The 26,001-nt window shown below is 70.1% G+C and carries 19 protein-coding genes; 15 read left to right on the top strand and 4 right to left on the bottom strand.

The genetic code is table 11. From position 1 onward, the window contains the following. Positions 1–121: 121 nt before the first annotated feature. From AB0M87_RS13000 to AB0M87_RS12985, 4 genes are all read left to right on the top strand, one after another. Positions 122–1,207 carry an exo-alpha-sialidase gene (locus tag AB0M87_RS13000; RefSeq protein WP_365852016.1) on the top strand — a complete coding sequence of 362 codons (1,086 nt, stop codon included), beginning with the start codon at positions 122–124 and terminating at the stop codon, positions 1,205–1,207. Between the two features lie 49 nt (positions 1,208–1,256). Beyond that, on the top strand, positions 1,257–1,934 hold the full coding sequence (locus tag AB0M87_RS12995; protein ID WP_365852015.1) for a uracil-DNA glycosylase: 678 nt from the start codon (positions 1,257–1,259) through the stop codon (positions 1,932–1,934). Beyond that, complete coding sequence (locus AB0M87_RS12990) at positions 1,931–2,908, top strand: BadF/BadG/BcrA/BcrD ATPase family protein (RefSeq protein ID WP_365852014.1); 978 nt, start codon at positions 1,931–1,933, stop codon at positions 2,906–2,908. Before AB0M87_RS12995 ends, AB0M87_RS12990 begins: the two co-directional genes overlap by 4 nt. A 95-nt stretch (positions 2,909–3,003) precedes the next feature. Next, positions 3,004–3,930 carry a hypothetical protein gene (locus AB0M87_RS12985; RefSeq protein ID WP_365852013.1) on the top strand — a complete coding sequence of 309 codons (927 nt, stop codon included), beginning with the start codon at positions 3,004–3,006 and terminating at the stop codon, positions 3,928–3,930. A 121-nt stretch (positions 3,931–4,051) separates the two neighbouring features. On the opposite strand, the gene AB0M87_RS12980 is transcribed toward AB0M87_RS12985, so the two are convergent. After that, positions 4,052–5,095 (bottom strand): lactonase family protein, encoded by a 1,044-nt coding sequence (locus tag AB0M87_RS12980; RefSeq protein WP_365852012.1) that lies wholly within the window; start codon positions 5,093–5,095, stop codon positions 4,052–4,054. A 496-nt stretch (positions 5,096–5,591) separates the two neighbouring features. Here AB0M87_RS12980 and AB0M87_RS12975 point away from each other — a divergent pair, with 496 nt between their 5' ends. The 6 genes from AB0M87_RS12975 to AB0M87_RS12950 all read left to right on the top strand — a co-directional run bounded on the left by AB0M87_RS12975 (position 5,592) and on the right by AB0M87_RS12950 (position 13,000). Beyond that, entirely contained in the window at positions 5,592–5,819 is a 228-nt protein-coding gene (locus tag AB0M87_RS12975; RefSeq protein WP_365852011.1) for a type A2 lantipeptide, read from the top strand. A 78-nt stretch (positions 5,820–5,897) separates the two neighbouring features. Next, complete coding sequence (locus tag AB0M87_RS12970) at positions 5,898–6,704, top strand: HlyD family efflux transporter periplasmic adaptor subunit (RefSeq protein ID WP_365852010.1); 807 nt, start codon at positions 5,898–5,900, stop codon at positions 6,702–6,704. Further along, entirely contained in the window at positions 6,701–8,980 is a 2,280-nt protein-coding gene (locus tag AB0M87_RS12965) for an NHLP family bacteriocin export ABC transporter peptidase/permease/ATPase subunit (protein ID WP_365852009.1), read from the top strand. Before AB0M87_RS12970 ends, AB0M87_RS12965 begins: the two co-directional genes overlap by 4 nt. A 10-nt stretch (positions 8,981–8,990) precedes the next feature. Beyond that, positions 8,991–11,840 carry an NHLP bacteriocin export ABC transporter permease/ATPase subunit gene (locus AB0M87_RS12960; protein ID WP_365852653.1) on the top strand — a complete coding sequence of 950 codons (2,850 nt, stop codon included), beginning with the start codon at positions 8,991–8,993 and terminating at the stop codon, positions 11,838–11,840. Positions 11,841–11,933: 93 nt separating this feature from the next. Further along, positions 11,934–12,752, top strand: a complete 819-nt coding sequence (locus tag AB0M87_RS12955; protein WP_365852008.1) for a DUF2071 domain-containing protein — start codon at positions 11,934–11,936, stop codon at positions 12,750–12,752. A 20-nt stretch (positions 12,753–12,772) separates the two neighbouring features. Next, a complete protein-coding gene (locus tag AB0M87_RS12950) occupies positions 12,773–13,000 on the top strand; it encodes a DUF6296 family protein (protein ID WP_365852007.1) in 228 nt (75 codons plus the stop codon). A 103-nt stretch (positions 13,001–13,103) separates the two neighbouring features. Here the strand turns inward: AB0M87_RS12950 and AB0M87_RS12945 are convergent, their stop codons facing one another. Beyond that, entirely contained in the window at positions 13,104–15,323 is a 2,220-nt protein-coding gene (locus tag AB0M87_RS12945) for an NADP-dependent isocitrate dehydrogenase (protein ID WP_365852006.1), read from the bottom strand. Between the two features lie 642 nt (positions 15,324–15,965). On the opposite strand from AB0M87_RS12945, the gene AB0M87_RS12940 reads away from it, so the two are divergent. Then, a complete protein-coding gene (locus AB0M87_RS12940) occupies positions 15,966–17,291 on the top strand; it encodes a geranylgeranyl reductase family protein (protein WP_365852005.1) in 1,326 nt (441 codons plus the stop codon). An 18-nt stretch (positions 17,292–17,309) separates the two neighbouring features. Here AB0M87_RS12940 and AB0M87_RS12935 read toward each other — a convergent pair whose 3' ends face one another. After that, on the bottom strand, positions 17,310–18,269 hold the full coding sequence (locus AB0M87_RS12935; protein WP_365852004.1) for a PfkB family carbohydrate kinase: 960 nt from the start codon (positions 18,267–18,269) through the stop codon (positions 17,310–17,312). Positions 18,270–18,451: 182 nt separating this feature from the next. Between AB0M87_RS12935 and AB0M87_RS12930 the strand changes: the two genes are divergently transcribed. Both AB0M87_RS12930 and AB0M87_RS12925 read left to right on the top strand, forming a co-directional pair. Next, complete coding sequence (locus tag AB0M87_RS12930) at positions 18,452–19,486, top strand: phosphotransferase family protein (protein WP_365852003.1); 1,035 nt, start codon at positions 18,452–18,454, stop codon at positions 19,484–19,486. Between the two features lie 5 nt (positions 19,487–19,491). Then, complete coding sequence (locus tag AB0M87_RS12925; RefSeq protein WP_365852002.1) at positions 19,492–20,709, top strand: acyl-CoA dehydrogenase family protein; 1,218 nt, start codon at positions 19,492–19,494, stop codon at positions 20,707–20,709. 106 nt (positions 20,710–20,815) lie between these two features. On the opposite strand, the gene AB0M87_RS12920 is transcribed toward AB0M87_RS12925, so the two are convergent. Continuing rightward, positions 20,816–22,105, bottom strand: a complete 1,290-nt coding sequence (locus AB0M87_RS12920; protein ID WP_365852001.1) for an amidohydrolase family protein — start codon at positions 22,103–22,105, stop codon at positions 20,816–20,818. 1,063 nt (positions 22,106–23,168) lie between these two features. On the opposite strand from AB0M87_RS12920, the gene AB0M87_RS12915 reads away from it, so the two are divergent. Both AB0M87_RS12915 and AB0M87_RS12910 read left to right on the top strand, forming a co-directional pair. Further along, entirely contained in the window at positions 23,169–24,581 is a 1,413-nt protein-coding gene (locus AB0M87_RS12915; RefSeq protein ID WP_365852000.1) for a family 2B encapsulin nanocompartment shell protein, read from the top strand. Between the two features lie 105 nt (positions 24,582–24,686). Beyond that, positions 24,687–25,997 (top strand): family 2 encapsulin nanocompartment cargo protein terpene cyclase, encoded by a 1,311-nt coding sequence (locus tag AB0M87_RS12910; RefSeq protein WP_365851999.1) that lies wholly within the window; start codon positions 24,687–24,689, stop codon positions 25,995–25,997. Positions 25,998–26,001 lie beyond the last annotated feature (4 nt).

Below are 26,001 nucleotides of genomic sequence, written 5' to 3'. Positions count from 1 at the left end.
TAAGAAGTGGTGTGCCGGAACGGGGCGCGGCCCGCACGATCGCGAGTCCCGTCCGTCGTTGTCAGTGGTGCGGGGCAGACTGGTTCTCATCCGTGACAAGGACGTCCTGGAGGTGCTGTACATGACTGAAGTACTGCTGGCCGTGGGAACGCGCAAAGGGCTGTTCATCGGCCGTAAGCGCGGCCGGAGCTGGGAGCTCCAAGGACCGCATTTCAACGCCCAGGCCGTGTACTCGGTGGCGATCGACACCCGCCGCCCCACACCGAGGCTGCTCGTCGGTGGGGACAGTGCGCACTGGGGCCCCTCGGTGTTCCACTCCGACGATCTCGGAGCGAGCTGGGTCGAGCCGAAGAAACCCGCCGTGAAGTTCCCCAAGGACACCGGGGCCTCGCTGGAGCGGGTGTGGCAGCTGCATCCGGCCGGTCCTGCCGCGCCCGACGTGGTCTATGCGGGCACCGAGCCGGCCGCGCTGTTCCGCTCCGACGACCGGGGTGAGACGTTCGAACTGGTACGACCACTCTGGGACCACCCGACGCGGTCCAAGTGGGTACCGGGCGGCGGCGGCGAAGCCGTGCACACCGTGGTCACCGACCGGCGGAGCGCGGACCCGGTGACGGTGGCTGTCTCCACCGCCGGAGTGTTCCGTTCCCGGGACCGCGGAGCGGCCTGGGAGCCGTCCAACAAGGGGGTATCGGCCGTCTTCCTGCCCGATCCGGATCCGGAGTTCGGACAGTGCGTGCACAAGATCGCGCAGGATGCCGGGGACGCGGACCGGCTCTATCTGCAGAATCACTGGGGCGTCTACCGCAGTGACGACGCGGGGGCCACCTGGGGCGATATCGGCGCCGGCCTGCCGTCCACCTTCGGCTTCGCGATCGCCGCTCATCCGCACCGGCCGGGCACGGCGTACGTCTTCCCCATCACCGCCGACGCCGACCGGGTCCCGGCGGACCGCAGATGCCGTGTCTACCGCACCAGCGACGCCGGTGCGAGCTGGGAGCCACTGTCGGCGGGGCTCCCCGAGGGCGAGCACTACGGCACGGTGCTGCGGGACGCGCTGCGCACTGACGACGCGGACCCGGCCGGGGTGTACTTCGGCAACCGCAACGGCGAGGTGTATGCCAGCGCGGACGACGGCGACAGCTGGCAGCAGCTCGCCTCGCATCTGCCGGACGTCCTGTGCGTACGGGCGGCGGTGATCGCCTGAGCGGCACCCGCCGGTGTCCCGGCGCCCCGCACCAGTAGAGTGACGCCCCGTGGCAGCACGACCGTTGAACGAAATTGTCGAGGCGGGATGGGCGCAGGCGCTCGCGCCCGTCGCCGGGCGGATCACCGCGATGGGCGAGTTCCTGCGCGCCGAGATCACCGCAGGGCGCACCTATCTCCCGGCGGGAGCGCATGTCCTGCGCGCGTTTCAGCAGCCGTTCGACGAGGTGCGCGTCCTGATAGTCGGGCAGGATCCCTACCCCACCCCAGGGCACGCTGTGGGTCTGAGCTTCTCGGTGGCACCCGAGGTCCGTCCGGTGCCGGGCAGCCTGGAGAACATCTTCCGCGAGCTGCACACGGACCTGGGGTTGCCACGTCCTTCCAGCGGCGATCTGACGCCTTGGGCCGGGCAGGGAGTGCTGCTGCTCAACAGGGCGCTCACCACGGCGCCCCGCAAGCCGGCTGCTCATCGCGGCAAGGGCTGGGAAGAGGTGACCGAGCAGGCCATCCGGGCGCTGGTGGCGCGCGGGAAGCCATTGGTCTCCGTGTTGTGGGGACGGGACGCCCGCAATCTGCGGCCGCTGCTCGGCAGCCTCCCGGCGGTCGAATCCGCGCACCCGTCCCCTATGTCGGCGGACCGCGGCTTCTTCGGCTCGCGTCCTTTCAGCCGTGCCAACGACCTGCTGGTGCGTCAGGGCGCGCACCCCGTCGACTGGCGGCTGCCGTGAGCTGGGTCCTCGGAGTGGACTCCGGCGGATCGGGGCTGCGCGTCGCACTCGCCGACGCGGCGGATCCCACGCGGAGCGAGTCCGTGGTGTCCCGAGAAGCGGTCCGCACCGGCCCGTCCGGCATCGAAACGGCGCATCTGCTGGCCCAGTTGCTGCCGATGGCCGGGGAACTGCTCGGCCGAGCAGGCGGCGTCGAGGTGGCCGCGGTGGCGGTGGGCGCTGCCGGGATGGCGACCCTCGGCGACGATCTGCGGGAACGGCTGCCGGCCGCGCTGGAGAGTTCGCTCGGCGTCCGCCGCCTGGCGCTGGCCGCGGACGCGGTGACCGCTTATGCGGGGGCACTCGGGCAGCAACCGGGGGCAGTGGTCGCCGCGGGCACCGGCATGATCGCGCTCGGCACGGATCTGACCGGGTGGCGCAGGGCCGACGGCTGGGGCCATCTGCTCGGCGACTGCGGCGGCGGAGCCTGGATCGGTCGGGCCGGTCTGGAGGCGGCGATGCGCGCCCACGACGGCCGGCGCGGCGGCTCTCCCGCCCTGCTCGAGCGTCTGGAAGCGGTGTTCGGCCCCGCTGCCGGTCTGCCCGGGCAGTTGTATCCGCGCCATGACCGACCCGCCCTGCTCGCCTCGTTCGCCCCGGAAGTGGCCGGGTGCTCCGCCGGCGACCCGGTGGCTGCCTGGATTCTGCGGGAGGCGGCCCGGCAGATCGTCGACGCCGCGGAGGCGGTCTGCCCGCCGGCCGGGGCCGGGGCTGCGGAGATGGCACTTACCGGTGGTCTCCTCAAGTTGGGGGACCCGCTGCTGATCCCCGTACGGGAGGAGTTCGCCGCACGGCTGCCGCACGTGCGGGCGGTACCGGCGGCCGGTGACCCGCTGGCCGGAGCGGTCCGGATCGCTGCCGCACTCGCCACCGGAACACTGCGACTTCCGTCGGACCCGCGTCTCCTGCGACTGGCGGGGGAACAGCTCAGGTGATCTGCCCGCCATGCACCGGATAAATGCGGACAGATGTCGCGTGAAAGCACCCTCCCTCAGCAGTCGGGCCTCCGAAGCCAGTAGCATGCGGCGCCATGAGCTCCCCCAATGGGCCCGCATCCGGCCTGCCTGTACGAATGCCGCGACCTCGCCAGACCGGACGGCACCGCCGCCCGGAACCCGCGGTGGCCCCTGAGGGTGCGCCCGCGCTGGTTCTCGCCGTTCCCGGCACCCCTTCTTCCGCTGTGCGCAGCCTGGCGGAAGAAGTCATCTCCATCGCTCGCTCCGAGCTTCCCGGCCTGGACGCCCGCATCGGCTACCTGGAAGGCGCGGACGCCGAGTTCCCCACGCTGGACACGGTCCTCGCGCAGACCGCCGCCGAACGCATCGCGCGTTATGAGCAGGCGAAGGCAGCCGGCCGCGAGGTGGCCGAGCCCACCGGCCCCACGGCGGTCGTGGTGCCGCTGCTGGCCGGCCCCGACGCCACCGCCGAGCAGCGGATACAGCAGGCCGTCAAGGACAGCGGCACAGCCGCCGAGCAGACCGAGGTGCTCGGCCCGCACCCGCTGCTCGCGGAGGGTCTGCACGTCCGCCTGTCGGAGGCCGGACTGTCCCGCGCCGACCGCGCCCGGCTGTTCACCGTCGCCACGGCGGCCGACGGCATCATCCTGGTGACGGTCGGCGGCGAAGAGGCGGTGCAGGCCGCCGGTATCACCGGCATGCTGCTGGCAGCGCGCCTCGCCGTACCGGTGATGGCCGCCGCACTCGATGTCGAGGGAGCGGTCACCGCCGTAGCGGAGCAGCTGCGCGGTTCCGGTTCCACCCAGCTCGCGCTCGCGCCGTACCTGATCGGTCCCGAGGTCGCCGGTGGGCTGCTGGACACCGCCGCCAAGGAGGCCGGGTGCGCCTCGGCCGAGGCACTCGGCGCGTACCCGGCGGTCGGCAAGCTGGTCCTGTCGAAGTACACCGGCGCGCTGGGCATCGTGCCGCAGCAGCCGTCGCAGGGGGCCCCGGTCAGCTGAACCGGCAAGCAGTGACGCCCTGCTGAAGGGGGCCGGTACCGAACGCTGGCGAACGAGACAGTGGGTGCGGCCCCCTTCAGGCGGCTTTTTCGGACGGCTTTTTCGGGCGTCCGCTCCGACGTCAGGTGAACACCACGCAACTGGCGGCGGGCGCCTCGAGGGAACCCGCGCGGCGCGGGACACCTGTCCCCGCGTCGATGTCGAACCAGGTCACGTCCCCCGAGCGCTCATTGGCCGCGTAGAGCCGCCGCCCGGTGGGGTCCAGGGCAAGATCACGCGGCCACCGGCCGCCGCAGCCCACGGTCGTGACGAGTTCGGGCTTCTCCCCTGCCCGGTCGAGCGTGAAGACCGAGATACTGTCGTGGCCACGGGTCGCCGCCCAGATGAACCGCGCGTCGGGCGCCACGACCACCTCGGAGCCGAATGTCTCCGTACGGTCGCCGTCGGGCAGGAGCGAGGTCTCACCGAGCGACTCCAGCGAGCCCGACTCCCCGTTCCAGCGGCATACCGTGAGAGTCGGCTCCAACTCGTTGATCACATAGGCGTGAGCGCCTGCCGGATGGAACGTCAGATGACGCGGTCCGCTGCCCGCCCGAAGCGGGCTCTCGCCCTGTCCCCGCACTGCTCCGGTGGCCGGGTCGAGGGCGTACACCCATACCGAGTCCGTGCCGAGGTCGACGCTCAGCAGCCACCGGCCACTGGGGTCCCGCTTCACCTGGTGCGCGTGCGGGCCCTCCTGGCGGTCCTGCACCGGTCCGCCGCCCCGGTGCTGGAGCACCGCCACGGGCGCGCCCAGTCCACCGTCCGAGGCCCGGACGGGCAGCACGCTGACGCTGCCCGAGGTGTAGTTGGCGGTCGCGACATGGCCGTCGGCGAGGGCCAGGTGCGTCGGGCCGTCGGCGCCGACCCGCACCGGTGAACCGATGAGACGGGGTGCGGTGTCCGTGACGTCGAAGGCCGCCACGGCCCCGTCGTCCGTCTCGGAGACGGCGTACAGCGGGCCGCCGGGGGCTGCGGCGAGGAACGACGGGTTCGGCACGGCGTCCGTGGCGCCGAGCACGGTCAGCGCCCCGGTGCCGTCGTCGACGGAGGCCGCGATGACGCCCCGTCCAGCGTTCTCGGTGAACGACCCGATGAATGCCCGCCCGGTGACTGTGCTGTTCACCGTGCAACCCCTCTCCTCCGGTGCCACGGGTGCGTGTCCGGCCCGTCTGCGGCCGACCGTAGCAGGGGTTGGTAGCGAGCCCGGTGATCCCGCGCGGACGTCCGGCTCGGGCCGCTTCCGCCCGCTCGGGCGGCGCTCATGAAGCTCACCGATCACATCTTCAGTAAATCTGCACACAGAAGGCGCAGCCGGGTCACCTCGCGGCGCGTCCACGCCATAGTCCGGACCAGTGGACGGGTCTTTGGTGCGGGAGTGCCCTACTTCAAGCAACTACCCATTCCGATTGCGGGATCACAGAAGGTGGATCATGTGAAGGAGATGCCACCAACCAATGGACACTCCTGCACGCAGGCATATCCGATATCGGCATGAGCCCCTGATCAGTGGCAGTTTGATTGGCTGCGCAACGCGTCAACGTGCTTTGATCCAGCGCAATGCGGGAGCCACACCAAGGCGTTCGCGGTTTTACATATCCACAGGAAGGGATGTTCTCCTCATGAACTCCACCCCCAATGTCGAGACCCTCGAGATCTCCGACAACGACCTGGACAACGTGTCCGGTGGTCTCCTCGGCAACGTCGTCGGCAACGTCACCGGCACCGCGGACTCCATCCTCCCGGTCTCGGGCATCGTGGGCTCGGTCACCGGCCTCGTCGGCTCGACCACCGGCGTGAACGCCGGTCCGGCCACCGGTCTGGCCTCCGGTCTCGTCGCGGGTCTCTGAGACAGCGGCAGGTGAGCCCCGGAACCTCCTGGTTCCGGGGCTCACTGCGGACAGTCGACAGGTGAGGTAAGAGTTCCCGTGCAGTTCCGCCAGCAGGCCCTTTCCAAGCTGCAGTCGCCGGAGGAACTCGACCTGCCGGTGCGGTTCGCCCGCCCGCAGGGCTGGCTCGTACTGTGCGTCACCGTGGTGGTCATGGCCGCCGCGTGTTTCTGGGCAGTGACCGGTTCGGTGTCCTCCACCCTGAGCGCACCGGGCATCCTCACCCATGCTCAGGGCAGTTACGTACTGCAGAGCCCTGTCGCGGGCCAGGTCACCGATGTCCTCGCGAAGCAAGGTCAGACCATGGCAGCCGGTGCACCGCTGCTCAAGGTCCGTACCCAGCAGGGCGACCGGTTGGTTCGCACCATCGCCGCGGGCCGGGTGACCGCGCTGACGGCCACCATCGGAGCGGTGGTCACCACCGGAGCCGACGTGGCGAGCGTGGAGCGCAGCGGCGCCGCCGACAATCCGCTGATGGTGATGCTGTACCTGCCCGCCGACAACGGTTCGGCGGTGCCCGTCGGGGCGCCAGTGGATCTGACGGTCCGTTCCGTGCCGGCCCAGCAGTACGGAGTGCTGCGCGGCCGGGTGACCGCGGTCGGCGGGGCGCCCCAGACGCGTGAACAGATCAGCGGCTTCCTCGGCGACAGCCAGCTCGGTGAGCAGTTCTCCCAGCACGGCAGGCCGCTTGCCGTCCTGGTGTGCCTGGACCGTTCCGCCACCACCAGATCCGGCTACCGGTGGTCGTCGGCGCAGGGCCCGCCGTACAAGATCGACTCCATGACGCTGACCACCGGGTCGATTCACCTGGCCGACCAGCGCCCGATCGATTGGCTGCTCCCGTGACCGCGCCACACCCTTCCCCTACGGCCCAGCAGTTGCCTCCCCCCGGCCATGGCCGTCACCGTCCGGCCGGCGCACCTCCCAGCAGGCGCCGTTCCGGCCCCGGGCCGGCCCCGAAGGGCAAGAAGGCCAGGTCCGTCCGCAGTCCCACGGTCCTGCAGATGGAGGCCCTGGAGTGCGGTGCCGCATCGCTGGCCATGGTGCTCGGCCACTACGGACGGCACGTGCCGCTGGAGGAACTCCGGATCGCCTGCGGTGTCTCGCGGGACGGCTCGCGGGCCAGCAACCTGCTGAAGGCCGCGCGCAGTTACGGGTTGCAGGCCAAGGGCATGCAGATGGAGCCGACGGCACTGGCCGAGGTGCAGGCGCCCGCCATCCTGTTCTGGGAGTTCAATCACTACGTCGTGTACGACGGCATGGGGCGCCGCCTCGGCCGGCGAGGCGTACACATCAACGACCCCGACAAGGGCCGTCGGTTCGTGTCCATGGAGGATTTCGACACCAGCTTCACCGGAGTCGTCCTGGTGCTCGAACCGGGTGACGACTTCACCCGGGGCGGCCGCAGGCCGGGGATCATGCGGGCGCTGCCGGCCCGGCTGCGCGGCACCACCGGCACCATGCTGGCCGCGATGCTGGCCAGTCTGCTGCTGGTCGCCGTGGGCGCGGCGGTGCCGGCGCTGAGCCGCACCTATATCGACATGTTCCTGATCGGTGACCAGACCTCCCTGCTCGGCGTGCTGTTCACCGCGATGGGCGTCATGGTGGCGCTCACCGCGGTGCTGACGTGGCTGCAACAGGCGAATCTGCTCCGCGGGCGCATCATCTCCTCCACCCTGAGCAGCGCCCGCTTCCTGCGGCATCTGCTCAGGTTGCCGGTCACCTTCTACGCCCAGCGCGGACCTGCCGACCTGGTCCAGCGGCTCCAGTCCAATGACGCGGTCGCCGAGACACTGGCCCGGGACCTCACCGCGGCCGGGGTCGACGGGGTCGTGGTCCTGCTCTACGCGGTGCTGCTGTGGACGTACGACCCGCAGTTGACGGTCATCGGCGTGGGGCTCGCACTGCTGAACGTCGTCGCGATGCGCATCGTGGTGCGGCTGCGCGCCACCGGCACCCAGAAGCTGCGCGCGGACAGCGCCCGGCTCACCAACACGTCGTACACCGGTCTGCAGCTCATCGAGACCATGAAGGCCACCGGTGGCGAGAACGGCTACTTCCGCCGTTGGGCGGGCCAGCACGCGACCACGCTGGAGGTACAGCAGCGTCTGGGGGTGCCGAGCGCGTGGCTGGGGATCGTGGCGCCCGCGCTGGCGACGCTCAACAGTGCGCTGATCCTTTGGATCGGCGGGCTGCGGGCGGTCGAGGGGCACATCTCGATCGGACTGCTCGTCGCCTTCCAGGCGCTGGTGGTCCGCTTCACCGCACCGGTCACCCGGCTCAACGGAGTGGCGGGCCGTATCCAGGACTTCGCCGCGGACGTGGCCCGGCTGAAGGACGTCGAGAACTTCCCGGTGGACCCGCTGTACTCACGCCACGAGCCCGCCGCGAGCACCCGCCGCCTCAAGGGCCACGTGACGCTCGAGGACATCACCTTCGGCTACAGCCCACTCGACAAACCCTTGCTCACCGGCTTCTCGCTGTCCGTCGGGCCGGGACAGCAGGTAGCGCTGGTGGGTGGCTCCGGCAGCGGCAAATCGACGGTGTCACGGCTGATCTCGGGGCTCTACAGCCCGTGGGAGGGCACCATCCGTATCGACGGCCGGCGCCTGGAGGACATCCCGCGCAGCGCGCTTGCCGCCTCGGTGTCCTTCGTCGACCAGGACATCTTCCTCTTCGAGGGCACCGTCCGGGACAACGTGGCGCTGTGGGACCCGTCGATCCCCGACGAGGCTGTCGTCGCCGCACTGCAGGACGCGGCTCTGTACGACGTCGTGGCCAAGCGCCCGGGAGGTGTGCACGGCCGGGTCGAGCAGGACGGCCGCAATTTCTCCGGCGGACAGCGGCAGCGTCTCGAGATCGCCAGGGCGCTGGTACGCAGGCCCAGCATTCTGGTGCTCGACGAGGTGACCAGTGCCCTGGACGCGGAGACCGAGCAGCTCATCATCGACAACCTGCGGCGGCGCGGATGTGCCTGTGTGGTGATCGCGCACCGGCTGAGCACGGTCCGCGACAGCGACGAGATCGTGGTTCTCGATCACGGCTCCGTCGTGGAACGCGGACGGCACGAGGACCTGGTCGCCGCCGGCGGGCCGTACGCCGAGCTGGTCAAGGAGCACTGACGTGACATCCGTGCACGACGTCGTCCCGGGAGGGATCGCGCAGGATCCGGTCCTCGGCGCCCTGGGGCACCTCGGCGAGCCCGTCGACTGCGCCGGTCTGCGCAGTCTCGCGCTGGAGGGGCCACAGGTGCTGTGGCTGGTCGCGGGCGGCGCCCTCGACCTGTTCGCGGTCGACGCGGCGCAGCAGGGCCACTGGCACTTCCTCGGCCGCCTCGAGCCGGGCACGCTGCTGCTCGGTCCGGTCGAGGGACCGCAGCACACGCTGGTCGGCAGGCCACTGCAGGAGTGCGTGCTGCGCCGGATCCCGTTGCGCGAGCTCTACCGCACCGCCGCGTACGCGGACGGCTATGCCTACGAAGGCCAGTACCGCAGTCAGTACGACACCGGGGACGCCGCGCTCAGCCTGCTGGAGCACGCCTTCGCGCTCGGCGTCGGACGCAGCCAGCACGTGCTGTTCGAGGCTCCGCTGGACGGCCGTACCACCATGGACGAGGCGGTGGCCGACGACGACATCCTCTGGCTCCCGGTGTCCCCGGGCAGTGTGCAGTACGGCGCCGCCTTCAGCGCGGAGGCGGCGGGGGACCTACTCGTCGACCCCGCGATGTGGCAGAGCATGGTCAACCAGCAGTTCCGGCTGCTCTCTGCCCTTGACCGCTGGATCGAACGGCTGGAGCGGGCCCACGAGGACCGGACGGCGGCCGGGATCAAGGCGGGCCGGGCCGTCCGTGAAGAGGCCGACCAGGCGCTGCTGGCGTCCATCGGCAGGTCCGGGAAGCCCGCGGCCCGGACCGGGGGCGGCGGTGACGACGCGACCTACGCGGCCTGCCGGGTGGTGGCGGAAGCGGCCGGGATCACGCTGGCGGAGGCGCCGGCGAGCGGCGCGGTGAGCGAGCGGGTGGATCCGGTGGAACGGGTCGCGGTCGCCTCCGGCATCCGTACCCGGCCGGTCCGGCTCGAAGGGCGCTGGTGGCGGGGTAACGCCGGGCCGCTGGTGGGCCACCGGAGCGCCTCGGGTGCGCCGGTCGCCCTGCTCTGGCGCCGCGGCGGGTACGAAGCGGTGAACCCGGCGACCGGTCGGCGCGCCCGGATCGGCCGGAGCAGCGCGGCGGAGTTCGAGGAACGCGCCGTGATGTTCTACCGCCCGCTGCCGGAGCAGCCGCTGAGCAAGTGGCGGCTGGCCCGTTTCAGCCTGCGGGGTACCCGCGCCGACCTGCGCAATCTGATCCTGGCCGGCCTGGTGACGGTGGCACTCGGCGCGCTGGTGCCGCTCGCCACCGGACAGGTGCTCGGCGTGTATGTGCCCAACGCCGAGACCAGCCTGATCGTGCAGGTCTCGCTGGCCGTCATCGTGACGAGCGTTGTCTCGGCGGCTTTCATGCTGCTGCAGAATCTGACCATTCTGCGCATGGAGGGGCGGATCGAGAGCATCCTCCAGCCGGCCCTCTGGGACCGTCTGCTGCGGTTGCCGACGAAGTTCTTCGCCGAGCGCTCCACCGGAGAGCTGGCGAGCGCCGCGATGGGAATCAGTGCCATCCGCCGGGTGCTGTCCGGCATCGGTCCGGTGGCCGTGCAGGCCGGCACGGTGGGGGCGATGAACCTGGTCCTGTTGTTCTGCTTCAGCGTGCCGCTGGCGCTGACCGCGATCGCCATGCTGATCGTCATCGCCGCGGTATTCCTCACTATGGGGCTGTGGGAACTGCGCTGGCAGCGGCGGCTCATCAAGCTGAGCAACAAACTCAACAACCAGGCGTTCCAGACGCTGCGCGGGCTCCCCAAACTGCGGGTCGCCGCGGCGGAGAACTTCGCCTACGCGGCGTGGGCGGGCGAGTTCGCCCGCAGCCGGGAGCTGCAGCAGCGGGCGGGGCGGATCAAGAACCTGACGACGGTACTCAACGCGGTGTATCTGCCGTTCTGCTCGCTGGCCATGTTCATGCTGCTGGCAGGACCGGCCCGCGGATCACTGTCGTCCAGCGCCTTTCTGACCTTCAACACCTCGGTGACGATGCTGCTGACCTCGGTCACCCAGCTCACCGGGGCCTTCGTGTCGGCCGCTGCCGCGCTGCCGATGTTCGAACAGATCAGGCCGGTGCTGGACGAGGCCCCCGAGGTGCGTGCCGGCAGCACCCAGCCCGGCATGCTGTCCGGGGACATCGAGGCGAGGGACGTTTCCTTCCGCTATAGCGATGAGGGCCCGTTGGTGCTCGACGGGGTGTCGCTGCGGGTGCGTGCCGGGGAGTTCGTGGCGATCGTCGGGCCCAGCGGCTGCGGCAAGTCGACCCTGCTGAGGCTGCTCATCGGCTTCGACAAGCCGGTCTCCGGCAACGTGCTCTACGACAGCCAGGATCTGTCCGCCCTCGACCGGGCGGCGGTGCGCCGGCAGTGCGGCGTGGTGCTGCAGAACGCCCAGCCGTTCACCGGGTCGATCCTGGACTGTATCTGCGGCGCGGAGGTCTTCACGCAGGAGGAGGCGTGGGAGGCGGCGGCGATGGCGGGCCTGGCCGAGGACATCAAGCGGATGCCGATGGGTCTGCACACCATGGTCTCCGGCGGCGGCGCGATCTCCGGCGGACAGCGCCAGCGCCTCATGATCGCCCAGGCCCTGGTGCGCCGCCCTCGCATCCTGTTCTTCGACGAGGCCACCAGCGCACTGGACAACGAGACCCAGCGCACGGTGATCGAGAGCACCCGCGCACTGAACGCCACCCGCGTGGTGATCGCGCACCGGCTGTCCACGGTGCTGGACGCCGATCGCGTGATCGTCATGTCGGACGGCCGGATCGTCCAGCAGGGCCCGCCCGCGGAACTGCTCGCTGACACCGGCGGACGACTGCACGAGCTGGTGCGGCGGCAGATGCAGTGAGCCTGCCCCGCACCCGCCTCGCTGCGGCTCGGCATGCCGTACGTCATCAGCTACGGGTTCCGCCGCTGTGCGCAGGGGTGCCATGCTGAGGCGGTGCCGTCCACCCCGCACGTCCCGGAACCGGTAGCAGCCGACCCCTCCTCCCGCGTCGGGCGGCCGCTGCTCACCCAGTCCTGGCTCGATCTGGCCTTCCTGCACTGGGCCGTGGAACCGGAGAAGGTCGCTCCGCTGCTGCCGGCGGGCACGGTCCCCGACACCCTCGACGGGGTGACCTATGTGGGATTGATCGCCTTCCGTATGCACCAGGTCGGCTGGCTCCGGCTGCCGGGCGTCCCGTATCTGGGGAGCTTCCACGAGACCAACGTCCGGCTCTACTCGGTGGACGAGGGCGGCCGCCGCGGGGTGGTCTTCCGTTCACTCGACGCCTCGCGGCTGATACCGGTGGCCGTCGCCCGCACCGTCTTCCGGCTTCCGTACCTGTGGTCCCGAATGACGGTCCGGCGGCGCGGGGACATCCTCACGTACAGCAGTTCCCGGCGCTGGCCGGGGCCCCGGGGCGCGCACAGCCGCATCGCCGTACGGGTCGGCGAGCCGGTGGCGGAACCGACCGAGCTGGAACACTTCCTGACCGCCCGGTGGGGCCTGCACAATGCCGTGGCCGGCCGGACGCTGTATCTGCCCAACAGCCATCCGCGCTGGCCGCTGTACCGGGCCGAGCTGATCGAGTGCGACGAGAGCCTGGTGGCGGCGGCAGGGCTGTCCCCGCCCGCGGGAGAGCCTGTCAGTGTGCTGTATTCGCCCGGTGTAGCGGTCCGTTTCGGACTTCCGTCACTTACCTCCGCCGCGCTTCCCGCGGGCACGTCTCCCGAGGCGCGCCGCGCCGGTCTGAGCAATGATGGAAAGCCCCAATAGCGTCTTTCCGGGAGCTCTTCATGGAATACCCGAGAAGCTATGAACTCGTCTTCGAAGGACCCACCGGTGCCGAAGACGTGGTGACCGTCCGGCGTACCGCGGCCGCCGGTGCCGGCGGGAATCCGGTGTACGAGGACGAGACGGGAATCGTCCGCGCCGAGATCAGCCTGCAGGGAGAAGTGCGGATGCTCGCCAGCGGAGGCCACCAAGCGCCCGGGACTCCGCTGGCGCGGTCGGGCAGTCGTTGAGCTCCAGGCGTTTGAACCCCGTCGCTGAACCCCGTCGCTGAACCCCGAGGGGCCCCGGCAGGCTCGGCCTGCCGGGGCCCCTCGGTCAAGGGTGGCTCTCCGGTCAGCCGAGGGACGCGATGGCCTCGTTGAAGGTCGTCGAAGGACGCATCACGGCCGTAGCCTTGGTGGCGTCGGGACGGTAGTAGCTGCCGATGTCGGCGGGCGAGCCCTGCACCGCGATCAGCTCGCCGACGATGGTCTGCTCCTGCTCCGTCAGCGTCTTGGCGAGAGTCGCGAAAGCCTCCGCCAGCTGCGCGTCGTCGGTCTGCTTCGCCAGCTCCTGCGCCCAGTAGAGCGCCAGGTAGAAGTGGCTGCCGCGGTTGTCGATGCCACCGAGCTTGCGGCTGGGCGACTTGTCCTCGTTGAGGAAGGTGCCCGTGGCGCGGTCGAGCGTGTCGGCGAGGATCTGGGCGCGCGCGTTGCCCGTGGTCTGCGCGAGGTGCTCGAAGCTGACCGCCAGCGCGAGGAACTCGCCCAGGCTGTCCCAGCGCAGGTAGTTCTCCCTGACGAGCTGCTGCACGTGCTTCGGAGCGGAGCCGCCGGCGCCGGTCTCGAACAGCCCGCCGCCGTTCATGAGCGGGACGACCGAGAGCATCTTGGCGCTGGTGCCCAGCTCAAGGATCGGGAACAGGTCGGTCAGGTAGTCGCGCAGCACGTTGCCGGTGACCGAGATGGTGTCCTCGCCCCGGCGGATGCGCTCCAGCGAGAACGCGATGGCGTCCTTCGGCTTCATGATCTCGATCTGCAGGCCGTCGGTGTCGTGCTCCGGCAGGTACGCCTTGACCTTGGCGATCAGGGCGGCGTCGTGCGCCCGGTCCTCGTCGAGCCAGAAGACAGCGGGGTTGCCGGTCGCGCGGGCGCGCGTGACGGCGAGCTTGACCCAGTCCTGGATCGGCAGGTCCTTGGTCTGGCAGACGCGGAAGATGTCGCCGGCGCCCACCGCCTGCTCGAGCACGAGCTTGCCGCTGCCGTCGACGACCCGCACGGTGCCCGTGGTGGGGATCTCGAAGGTCTTGTCATGGCTGCCGTACTCCTCGGCCTTCTGGGCCATGAGTCCGACGTTCGGGACCGAGCCCATCGTGGCGGGGTCGTAGGCGCCGTTCGCCCGGCAGTCGTCGATGACGACCTGGTAGATACCGGCGTAGCTGCTGTCCGGGATGACCGCGAGGGTGTCGTGCTCCTGGCCGTCCGGGCCCCACATGTGACCCGAGGTGCGGATCATGGCGGGCATCGACGCGTCGACGATGACATCGCTCGGTACGTGCAGGTTGGTGATGCCCTTGTCGGAGTCGACCATCGCCAGCTCGGGCCCTTCGGCCAGCTCGGCCTCGAAGGACGCCTTGATCTTCGCACCGTCGGAAAGTGACTCCAGACCCTTGAGGATGCCGCCGAGGCCGTCGTTCGGGGTCAGGCCGGCCGCGGCGAGCGCCGCGCCGTGCTCCGCGAACGTCTTCGGGAAGAAGGCCCGGACCACGTGGCCGAAGATGATGGGGTCGGAGACCTTCATCATCGTGGCCTTCAGGTGCACCGAGAACAGCACGCCCTCGGCCTTGGCCCGCGCGAGCTGCGCCGTGAAGAACTCACGCAGCGCCGCGACCCGCATCACCGAGGCGTCGACGACCTCGTCCTTGAGTACGGGTACCGACTCGCGCAGCACGGTGGTGCTGCCGTCGTCGCCCGCCAGTTCGATGCGCAGCGTGCCGTCCTCCGGGATGACGGCGGACTTCTCGGTGGAGCGGAAGTCGTCGACGCCCATGGTGGCGACGTTCGTCTTCGAGTCGGCCGTCCACGCGCCCATCCGGTGTGGGTGCGCCTTCGCGTAGTTCTTGACCGAGGCGGGGGCGCGGCGGTCCGAGTTGCCCTCGCGCAGCACCGGGTTGACGGCGCTGCCCTTGATCTTGTCGTAGCGGGCGCGGACGTCCTTGTCCTCGTCGGTCTTCGGGTCGTCCGGGTAGTCCGGCAGGTCGTAGCCCAGCTGCTGCAGCTCGGCGATCGCGGCCTTCAGCTGCGGGATGGAGGCCGAGATGTTCGGAAGCTTGATGATGTTCGCGCCGGGGGTCTTGGCCAGCTCGCCGAGCTCGGCGAGCGCGTCGTCGATCCGCTGGCTCTCCTCCAGACGCTCGGGGAAGACAGCGATGATCCGTCCCGACAGGGAGATGTCGCGGCTCTCCACCGTGACACCGGCCGTCGACGCGTAGGCCTCGATCACCGGCAGGAACGAATACGTCGCCAGGGCCGGGGCCTCGTCGGTGTGCGTATAGATGATGGTCGAGTCAGTCACCGGGTGCTCCGCTCCACGTCTGCAACATTGCTTGACATCAAGATATCTCCTGACGGCCCTGCTCTCGACAGGGCCCCGCTCCCCCCCAGGCACTCTGCGGCATCCCGCTACGGGCTCGACGTGGCGGTCGTGCCCGGAAGACCGCGCTCAAGTGGGCGGACAGTCGTGACGGGGGTCCGGGGCCGGCCGCCGGATCGGCCCGGAGTTCCAGGTAGCCGTCCGGCCGGACCAGAAACCCCGTTCGGCCACGTGCGCCGTACATCTGCCGGAACTCGCCGCGGTCGTCGCGGACGGTGGGCAGGCCCGGGAGGTCGATCTCCTCCTGCGGGGCCGCCACGACCGGGACGTCCAGAGCCGCGAGTCTGTCGATGGCGCGGCACCGAGCCCCCGGCGCCCCAATTCCGCTGCGGCCGTCAGCACCGGGCCCGCCCCCGCAACCAGTACGTCGACGTCGCTCACGGTGGACTCCCGGAGGGAAGTACGTTCCCTCCAATCCAGCACATCGCTGATTGTCTGTCCATTTCGCCTTCGCAGGGTGCCGGGGCGGGGCCCGCTTCCGCACCGGCCGGTGCGGACCGTGATGATGTACCGGACTGCCTGCCGTTCTCGACACGGCATCCCACCCCCACGAAAGGGCTCCCGATGCGGGAAACGAAGCCGGAACAGTCCCCGCAGGACGAGCGGGCCGACCACGGCCCGGTCGAAGAGGCGCAGGTGATCGTGGTGGGCGCCGGGCCGGCGGGTTCGTCGGCCGCCTTTCACCTCGCCGGAGCGGGCGTCGATGTGCTGCTCCTGGAGAAGGCCGACTTCCCCAGGGAGAAGGTGTGCGGAGACGGTCTGACCCCGCGGGCGGTCCACCAGCTCATCCGGATGGGCATCGACATCACCGGCCCGGGCTGGATGCGCTCCCGCGGAATGCGCTGGGTGGCCGGGAAACATCAGGTGCACATCGACTGGCCCGCTCTGGGCGGCTATCCGGACTTCGGCCTGGCACGCAGCCGTCATGACTTCGACGACATCCTGGCCCGCCACGCCGTCGCGGCCGGCGCCCGGCTGCGAAACGGCGTCAAAGTCACCCGGCCGGTGACCGATCGGGCCGGCCGTATCACCGGTGTCACCGCCCTCGCCTCGGACGGGAAACCCCTGGCCTTCCACGCACCGATCGTGATCGCCGCCGATGGAGCCTCCGCCCGCCTCGCCCTCGCCATGGGGGTGCAGCGCGACAAGAACCGGCAGATCGCCACAGCCGCTCGCCGCTACTACCGCAGCCCGGAACGTTCCCAGGAGGAATACCTGGAGTTGTGGGCCGATCTCCGCTTCCCGGGGACCGATCACTTCCTGCCGGGGTACGGCTGGATCTTCCCCATGGGCGACGGTCGTGTCAACGTGGGCCTCGGGGCGCTACCGCACCGGCGGCACGGAACCGCGGACCTGCGGGCCACCTTGGACCGCTGGCTGGCCCGCACCCCTCACGCATGGGGGCTGCGTGAGGAGAACGCCGAAGGTCCCGTCCGCAGTGCGGCACTGCCCCTCGGCTTCAACCGGCACCCGCTGTACACCCGCGGGCTGCTGCTGGTCGGGGACTCGGGAGGCATGGTCAGCCCCTGGAACGGAGAGGGCATCGCCCAGGCCATGGAAGCCGGCGAGGTCGCGGCCGATAGTGCCGCCCTGGCGCTGGCCCTCCCCCGAGGACCGCGACGGGAGCAGGCCCTGCACAACTACCCCGCCGAGATGAACCGGCGCTGGGGTCGCTACTACCGTCTCGGCAACGCGGCCGCCGATCTCGTCTTCAGCCGTTCCGGCTTTCAGCCCGTGCTCAACCGCTACGTGATGGGCTCACCGGCGCTGCTCAACACGCTGGCCCGACTGCTGACCAACCTCACCGACAAGCCGTCGCGCGACGCGATCGATCATGTGCTCAACACGGCTGTCCGCCTGGTGCCGGCACCGAAGATACGTAAACGCTGAGCGACCGGGCTCGTGCCGCTACGGGAGCGCTTTCGGACGGCGCGTCGTACCTTTCAGCTTTTCGGACAGGCCGGACAGGTCGGGGCGCCCCCCGAGCCGCTGGACGGTGGCGCTCGCCGCGGCCGACGCCAAACGGCCTGCGGAGATGACGTCCGCGCCGTCGCGCAGCCCGGTGATCAGCCCGGCGGTGAAGGCGTCACCCGCTCCCGTGGGATCGACCACCGGAACGTCCGACAGAGGCAGCAGATGGCTGCCGTCCGGCCGGACGAGCAGGTCGCCGACTTCGGGTATGGCCAGGGCGACAAGTCCGGGGCCCTTGGCGAGCAGCCGATGCCCCAGTGCCCGCGCGTCCGGCACGGTGCGGATGGGCCCGCCGGCCAGCAGTTCCGCCTCCGCGGCGTCCGCGCGCAGCACGTCCACCGAGGCCAGAAGCTCATCGCACAGGCTCGGTTCGGGTACGCCGTCGGCCACCACGCGCGCGGCGCCCTGGCGGGCCCGCCGCGCCGCGGCCAGCACGGTCGCCGCCGGCTGCTGCAACTGGATCGACACCGTGTCCGCCTCCCCCAGCACAGCCTCGGCCTGCCGGAGGTCCTCGACGGTCACCAGGCTCTGCTCCGGAATGTCTTCCAGCAGACGCCGGCTCGCCGACTCGTCCACGATGTCGACCAGCAACGCGGTGCGCCCGCGCCGAACGACCGCGGCGGTGTCGATACCGTCCCGGCCTGCCTGACGCAGCACCGATGCTCCTTGGTGGTCATCACCTGCCACGCCGACGAGCGAGACCGGTACGTCCAGTTGAGCCAGCGCGACCGCTTGGTTGGCGCCTTTGCCGCCGAGCGACTCCCACCGTGTCTCGGCAGTCACCGATCCGCCGGCCTGCGGCAGACCGTCCGTGCGCAGCACCAGGTCACGCCCGAGCTGGCCGATCACCACAACGCCCACCTGCTGCGCGTACCCCCGCTCGTCGCGGCCACTCACCCTCTCCGGCGCTCCCCGGTCGGTGGGCCGTCCTGCGCACGGTTCCTCAAAGCGGTCTCCTGCGTACGGTCCGGGACCCGGATCGGGTTGAGACTCCGATCACTTTCGCGGCGCCCACTGGACGACATACCGACCAGTCAGGATGATGAGTCCGTCCAGTGCAGACGTCCGTAGGAGCAATGATGAGTGTCGGCCACCCCCGAGGTCTCGATCTCGACCAGCTGCGCGGCCACCTCGACCGGGAACGCCCGGGCGTCGTGACCGGTCCGCTGTCCGGACGGATCGTCGAGGGCGGCCGGTCGAACCTCACGTACGTCGTCGGCGACGGATCCTCGACCTGGGTGGTCCGGCGCCCCCCGCTGGGCCATGTGCTGGCCACCGCGCACGACATGAAGCGCGAGCACCGGGTGATCAACGCGCTGCACCCGACGCCCGTGCCGGTGCCCGAGGCGCTGCTGCTCTGCGAGGACGACAGCGTGCTGGGTGCACCGTTCTACGTGATGGAGTACGTGGCGGGCACGCCCTACCGCACGGCCGACCAACTCGCACAGCTCGGGCCGGAGCGCACCCGCGCCGCCGTGCTCGGACTCGTGGACACGCTCGTCGACCTGCACGCCGTGGACCCCAGCGAGGTCGGCCTCGCGGACTTCGGGCGACCCGCCGGGTTCCTCGACCGGCAGCTACGCCGCTGGGGCAAGCAGCTCGACGCGTCCAGGAACCGTGAGCTCGCCGGTGTCGACGCGTTGCACGCGGCGCTGGAACGCTCGCTGCCCACCTCACCCAGCGCCACGATCGTGCACGGCGACTACCGCCTCGACAACGTCCTCATCGACCAGGACGACGACGGTGTCGACCGGATCAAGGCCGTCCTCGACTGGGAGATGTCCACGCTCGGCGACCCGCTCACCGACCTGGGCCTCCTGGTGATGTACAGCGCGAAGCTGGAGCTGCCCGACTCCCCCGTCTCCACGACCGCCGCGGCCGCCGGGCACCCCGACGCCGCGGAGCTGGTCGAGCGGTACGCCGCGCGCTCCGGGCGCGACGTGTCCGCCGTCTCCTGGTACACGGCCTTCGCATGGTTCAAGCTCGCCGTGATCCTCGAAGGCATTCACTACCGCTTCACACTCGGCCAGACCGTCGGCGAGGGCTTCGACCGCATCGGCGAACTCGTGCCCGTCTTCATCGAACACGGCCTGACCACCCTCAAGGAAGGCTGACCGCAATGGACTTCGCATTCGACGCGCGCACCGAGGAACTGCGGGCGAAACTTCTCGCCTTCATGGACGAGTACGTGTACCCGGCCGAGACCGTCGCGCACGAGCAGCGCGCACACCTCTCGTCCCCGTGGGACACCCCGGCGGTCGTCGAGGAGCTGAAGGCCGAGGCCAGGCGGCAGGGCCTGTGGAACCTCTTCCTTCCCGACGCGGAGTACGGCGCCGGACTGACCAACCTCCAGTACGCGCCGCTGGCCGAAATCACCGGCGGCAGCCCGCAGTTGGCGCCCACGGCTCTCAACTGCGCCGCCCCCGACACCGGCAACATGGAGGTGCTCTCCCAGTTCGGCGACGAGCAACAGAAGAAGCAGTGGCTGGAGCCGCTGCTCGCCGGGGAGATCCGGTCCGCGTTCGCTATGACCGAACCGGAGGTGGCTTCCTCCGACGCCACGAACATCACCACCCTGATCGAACGCGACGGTGCGGGAGAGTACGTCATCACCGGCCGCAAGTGGTACATCTCCGGGGCCATGAACCCGGACTGCAAGATCTTCATCGTGATGGGCAAGACGGACCCCGACGGCTCCGACATCCGCCGACAGCAGTCCATGGTGCTCGTCCCTCGCGACACCCCCGGTCTCGAAGTCCGGCGTGCCATGCAGGTGTACGGGTACGAGGACCATTACCACGGCGGCCATGCCGAGGTCGTGTTCGACCACGTCCGTGTGCCGGTGAGCAATCTGATCGGTGAGGAGGGCGGCGGCTTCGCCATCGCGCAGGCGCGGCTCGGCCCGGGCCGTATCCACCACTGCATGCGCCTGATCGGCATGGCCGAGCGCGCCATCGAGCTGATGTGCAAGCGGGCCGTCGCCCGGACCGCGTTCGGCAAACCGCTGGCCCAGCAGGGCGTCGTGCAGGAGTGGATCGCAGACGCGCGGGTCGCGGTGGAGCAACTGCGCCTCCTCGTCCTCAAGACGGCCTGGCTGATGGACACCGTCGGCAACAAGGGCGCCCACACGGAGATCCAGGCCATCAAGATCGCGACACCGCGCACGGTCGTCGACATCATCGACCGAGCCGTCCAGCTGCACGGAGCCGGTGGCGTCAGCCAGGACTTCCCGCTGGCAGAGCTGTGGGCGGGGGCACGCACGCTGCGACTCGCGGACGGCCCCGACGAGGTCCACCAGCGCTCGCTGGCCCGGCGCGAGCTGAAGAAGTACCTCTGACACCGGTCGAAGTGTCGTGGACGGCCGCCCGGCTGGAGCCCTCGCTGCGCGAGGCCCAGCGGGCGGCCCGGCCGACCACCCGGCCGCGAGGCAAAGCCGCTTGCCGCTATGTGGATTCGACGCGCTGCAGCTTGGCGCGACGCACCACCCGGGGGCCGACCTCGGCGGCCCGGGCCACCAGCGCGCGCCCGTCCCAGTCCGGTGGCCAGCCGTTCCACAGCCGCAGCCGGCCGTCCACGACGACCGCGGTGATCTGGTCACGGTTCGAGAGGCGGACCAGTTCCCAGCCGATGTCCCAGGACGGGGTGAGCTCCGGGACGTTCACGTCCACGACGAGGAAGTCGGCTGCCTTGCCGACGGCGATCTCACCGGTGACGCGGCCCAGCCCGACGGCGTCGGCGCTCAGTGTCGTGGCGTGTTCGAGCCACAGCCGTCCGGCGCCGCACGAGGAATCTCCCGTCGCCAGGCCGGTCGTCAGCCGCTGCGCGGACTCCGCCGCGTCGACCAGCCGGAACCCGTCACCGCGGGTGCCGTCGGTACCCGTACCGAACCGCACACCCATCACGGCCATCATGGTGGCCTGTGCGACGGCATTGCCCTTCCAGGCGCTGGCCACCGGGTTGTAGCTGATGGCCGAGCCGGAGTCCGCGAGCTGACGCATCTCGGTGGGGGTGAGCAGAGTGGCGTGCGCGCCCAGGAGATGCGGGCCGAGCGCGCCGATGTGGTGCAGATAGTCGACGGGGCGTCGGCCCACGCTCTTCAACGAGCGTTCCACCGAGGCCAGATGTTCGTTGACATGGATCTGGAGCACCGCGTCGGCCTCCGCGCACATATCAGCGGTTTTCTTGATGACCGCGGCCGTCGCGTCCTCCGGGACGGCGATGGCCAGGGAGGGATGGATCAGCGGGTGACCGCCCCACCGTCCGAGGTGTGCGGGTCCGCCCTTCCCATCGGAGACGATCTTCGAGAGCACACAGCGGATTCCGGCCTCCTCGGTGCCCTTGGCCAGCGCACCCACGTCGACCGGGGCGCGGGTCCCCGCGTCGGCGACGGTGGTGAAGCCGCCACGCAGCGCTTCCAGCGCGGCCAGCTTCGCGGAGAGGTAGGCGGTCTCCTCGTCCAGCGCGTGCTCCAGCGGCTCCCAGATCGTCTTGAAGATCTCCGAGGGCTGTCCGAACGACTTGGCCTTGCCGAAGCTCTGGGTCAGATGGTGGTGGGCGTCGATGAAGCCCGGCATGAGCAAGTGCCCGTCCAGCCGGACCGGGTTCAGGTCACCGTGGGCGGCGATGAGCCGCTGGGCCGGACCTATGTCGCGGAATTTCCCGGATTCCACGAGGACAGCCTGCCCGCGCACCGGTCCGTCCGCAAGGAGCAGCAGTTCGGGTACGAGCAGCACGCGCCTGCCCGAAAACCGGTCCGGTCGGAGCTCGCGCGCGTCGCCCGCCCCGGAACCCGCCGCGGGAGCCGCAGGGGCCGCGCCCCCTGCGGGGACGTGCCGGGGAGGTTCGGCGGCGGCGCTCGGACCGGCGGCCGCGGAGGCTTCCAGCACCCCGCTCGCACCGGTCAGTCCGACCCCGGCGAGGAACCCGCGCCGTCCGACACCGCCCTGGCCCCCTCTCCGCCCCGTGACAGCCCTTCCGTCCGGCCGCTGCCCGCCGGACGGTCCTTGCCCCGGACTTCGCGGGTCCCCGCTGGAGAGATCCCGTTGCCACTGCCCGTCGTTCGCCAACCCGCTCGCCTGCTTTCCGTCCGTCTCCACTGACATTCCAGAGGCGTCCGCGCACCTGAGGCAGCGGGTGTGCCGCACACGTGCCGGAGCCGGAAATCACCGGCATACGAGGTCGACCGCGCCGGGTGGCCCGACCCTAGAACTACTCCAGGAAGCGGAACAAGTCTTCCGACATACGGTATTTTTCAGGTCGGATGTCGGGGCGGCGGAACTGCTCGTCCCCTCCACTCGCCCCCTGGTCAGAGCGCCGGAGGGCGGTCAGGCGGTGGCGTAACCTCACGGAAACATGGGTCCGCCGCAACGTGGTGGACCATGCCGGGGCACCCTGTCGGCGGATCTCGGCGACGGTCTTGTCCGGTCGTGGCACGTACAAAGGGGGCGTCAGCGGGCGGTCGCCCCACCCGGCCCGATAGCCCGCGATGTCCTTGGCGAATGGCACTTCCGCCGCGTCTCGACGCATCCATCCCCGCACCGTTGACGTCAAACCGGCCGCTCACTGGGACGCGCCGCCGACCGCGGCCGAATCAAGCCGGTACCGGGACAAACATCGTGCGGACGCGATCATCGTATCGAGCTAATTTCGGCGACTTCCCTTGGTCAACGCGGTGAAGCGGCCATTAGTGTTCTTCTGGATCTGGACGGATTCCCGTTCATATACCGCTTTTCCCTCCTGTTGACCGGTGGCGTCCGTATATGCGCGTCACCGCCCTGACCAAGGAGAGCTTGCCCGATGACCGTTGACGCGAGCCCGGAAGCACGACCGGAGCTGCCCCGGCAATCCAGCCTGGGCACGGCGGCTGCCCGCCAACTTGCCACCACGACCAAGTCCCCCCCGCAGATGCAGGAGATCACTTCTCGCTGGCTGCTGCGCATGCTGCCCTGGGTGGAGGCCCAGGGCGGGACCTACCGGGTGAACCGCCGCCTGACCTACACCGTCGGCGACGGGAGCGTCGAGTTCGTCCAGGACGGGGCCGACGTCCGGGTGATTCCCCGCGAGCTCGGTGAACTGGCTCTGTTGCGTGGCTTCGACGACGTGGAGGTGCTGACTGCCATCGCCGATCGGTGCGTTCAACGCGACTTCCGCATCGGCGAAACACTGGTCGAGCGCGGGACGCCCGCGGATCAGCTTCACTTGATCGCCCACGGCCGTATCAGTCAGACCTCTGTCGGCGGTTACGGCGACGAGGTCGCTCTGGACGTACTCGCCGATGGCGACCGGTTCGGAGAGCACGCCCTGCTGGACGAGGACGCCCGGTGGGAGCACACCGCCACCGCCGAGACCCCGGGCACACTGCTTACCCTGTCCCGCTCCGACTTCGCGGCCGTGCTGTCCGCAGCGCCGGGCCTCCGGGACCACGTCGAAGAGTTCTCATCGCGTTCGCGCCGGCGGCAGAACCATCGCGGCGAGGCAGAGATCGCGATGTCGGCCGGCCACGTCGGCGAGCACGAGTTGCCCGGTGCGTTCGTCGACTACGAAGTGAAACCGCGCGAGTACGAACTTTCGGTTGCCCAGACCGTTCTGCGGGTCCATACGAGGGTCGCCGACCTCTACAACGGGCCGATGAACCAGACCAAGGAACAGCTCAGGCTCATCATCGAGGCGCTGCGCGAGCGCCAGGAGCACGAGCTGATCAACAACCGGGAGTTCGGTCTGCTCCACAACGCCGACTTCAAGCAGCGCATCCAGACGCACTCCGGTCCGCCGGCCCCGGACGACATGGACGAACTGCTCTGTCGGCGCCGCGGCTCCAAGTTCTTCCTCGCTCACCCCCGGACGATCGCGGCGATCGGGCGTGAGTTCAACGCGCGTGGGCTCTGTCCGGACCCCGTCGATCTCGGTGGCGAGCAGGTCCCTGCCTGGCGCGGGGTCCCGATCCTCCCCTGCAACAAGATCCCCGTCACCCGGCAAGGAACCAGCTCGATCCTCGTCATGCGTACCGGCGAGCAGAACCAGGGCGTCATCGGTCTGCACCAGACCGGACTGCCGGACGAGTACGAACCGGGTCTCTCGGTCCGCTTCATGGGCCTCAACGAGCAGGCGATCACGTCCTACCTCGTCAGCACCTACTACTCCGCCGCCATCCTCGTGCCGGACGCGGTCGGCGTACTGGAAAACGTGCAGATCGCCCGCCGGCCCCAGTAACAGGCCCAGCCCGAAAGGCTTGGTGCGACTCCCCGAAGCCTCCCGGGGCAGTCGCGCATGCCCCCCAGGGCTTCGGGACCGCCGCCCACCCCCAAGGAGCCATGGATGCCCGTGCCTGAGCTGCCACCGCCACAGTCGAGCCTGCCAGAGGCCGCTTCCCACTTCGGGGCGCACGTACTCGCTTCTGCCGCGGCCCGCGCCTGCGATATCAAGGCCGCCATCGGCGGCCCACCCTGCGCGCCTTCGATGCCCGCCCCGCCTGCGCTTTCCGCCCCCGCCCCGCCTCCCTCAGACACCCCGGTGGCCGAGCTGCCGGCACCGGGCGCCGACCTGGAACGGATCCTGCGTGGCCCCCGCGGCCTGGGCACGGCGGGCCTGCGCCTGAGCCTGCGGGAAAAGCCGCCGACGCCTTCGGACCCGTCGGCGGATACAGCGGAAGGCACGCCGGTCCCGGGCCTCTACTACCACCCGGTGCCCGAACCCGACCCGGTGCGGGTCGCGGAGGTCAGCCGAAGGATCAAGTCCTGGGCATTGGACGAGGTCACCCTGTATCCCGAGGACTGGGAGGAGGAATTCGACGGCTTCTCGGTGGGCCGCTACATGGTCGGCTGCCATCCGGACGCGCCCACCATCGACCACCTGATGCTCGCCACACGCTTGATGGTCGCCGAGAACGCGGTGGACGACTGCTACTGCGAGGACCACGGGGGCTCACCCATCGGCCTCGGCGGACGTCTTCTACTGGCGCACACCGCCCTCGACGCCCTGCACACAACGGAGGAGTACCAGCCGCAATGGGCGAAGTCACTCCATGAGGACGCGCCGCGGCGTGCCTACCGCTCTGCCATGGAGTACTTCGTCCGAGCGGCCAGCCCTTCCCAGGCGGACCGGCTCCGGCACGACATGGCACGGCTGCACATGGGGTACCTCGCCGAAGCAGCCTGGGCGCAGCTGGACCAGATCCCGGAGGTGTGGGAGTACCTGGCGATGCGCCAGTTCAACAACTTCCGTCCCTGTCCCACCATCACCGACACCGTCGGTGGCTACGAACTGCCGGCGGACCTGCACGCCCAGGCCCGCATGCAGAAGGTCATCGCTCTCGCGGGGAACGCGACGACCATCGTGAATGACCTGTACTCCTACACCAAAGAACTCGGCGCTCCGGGCCAGCACCTGAACCTCCCCGTCGTGATCGCCGCACGTGAGGGCCTCTCCGACCGGGACGCCTATCTGAAGTCGGTCGAGGTCCACAACGACCTCATGCACGACTTCGAGACCGAAGCCGCGGCTCTGGCCGCCGCCTGTCCGGCCCCGAACGTGCAGCGCTTCCTGCGGGGCGTGGCCGCATGGGTCGACGGCAACCACGACTGGCACCGGTCCAACACCTACCGCTACAGCCTGCCCGATTTCTGGTAAGAGA

The sequence above is a fragment of the Streptomyces sp. NPDC051320 genome, assembly GCF_040682175.1.
GTDB lineage: Bacteria > Actinomycetota > Actinomycetes > Streptomycetales > Streptomycetaceae > Streptomyces.
The sequence above is the reverse complement of the archived record's forward strand: the minus strand, read 5'-3'. Positions and strand labels throughout refer to the sequence as shown.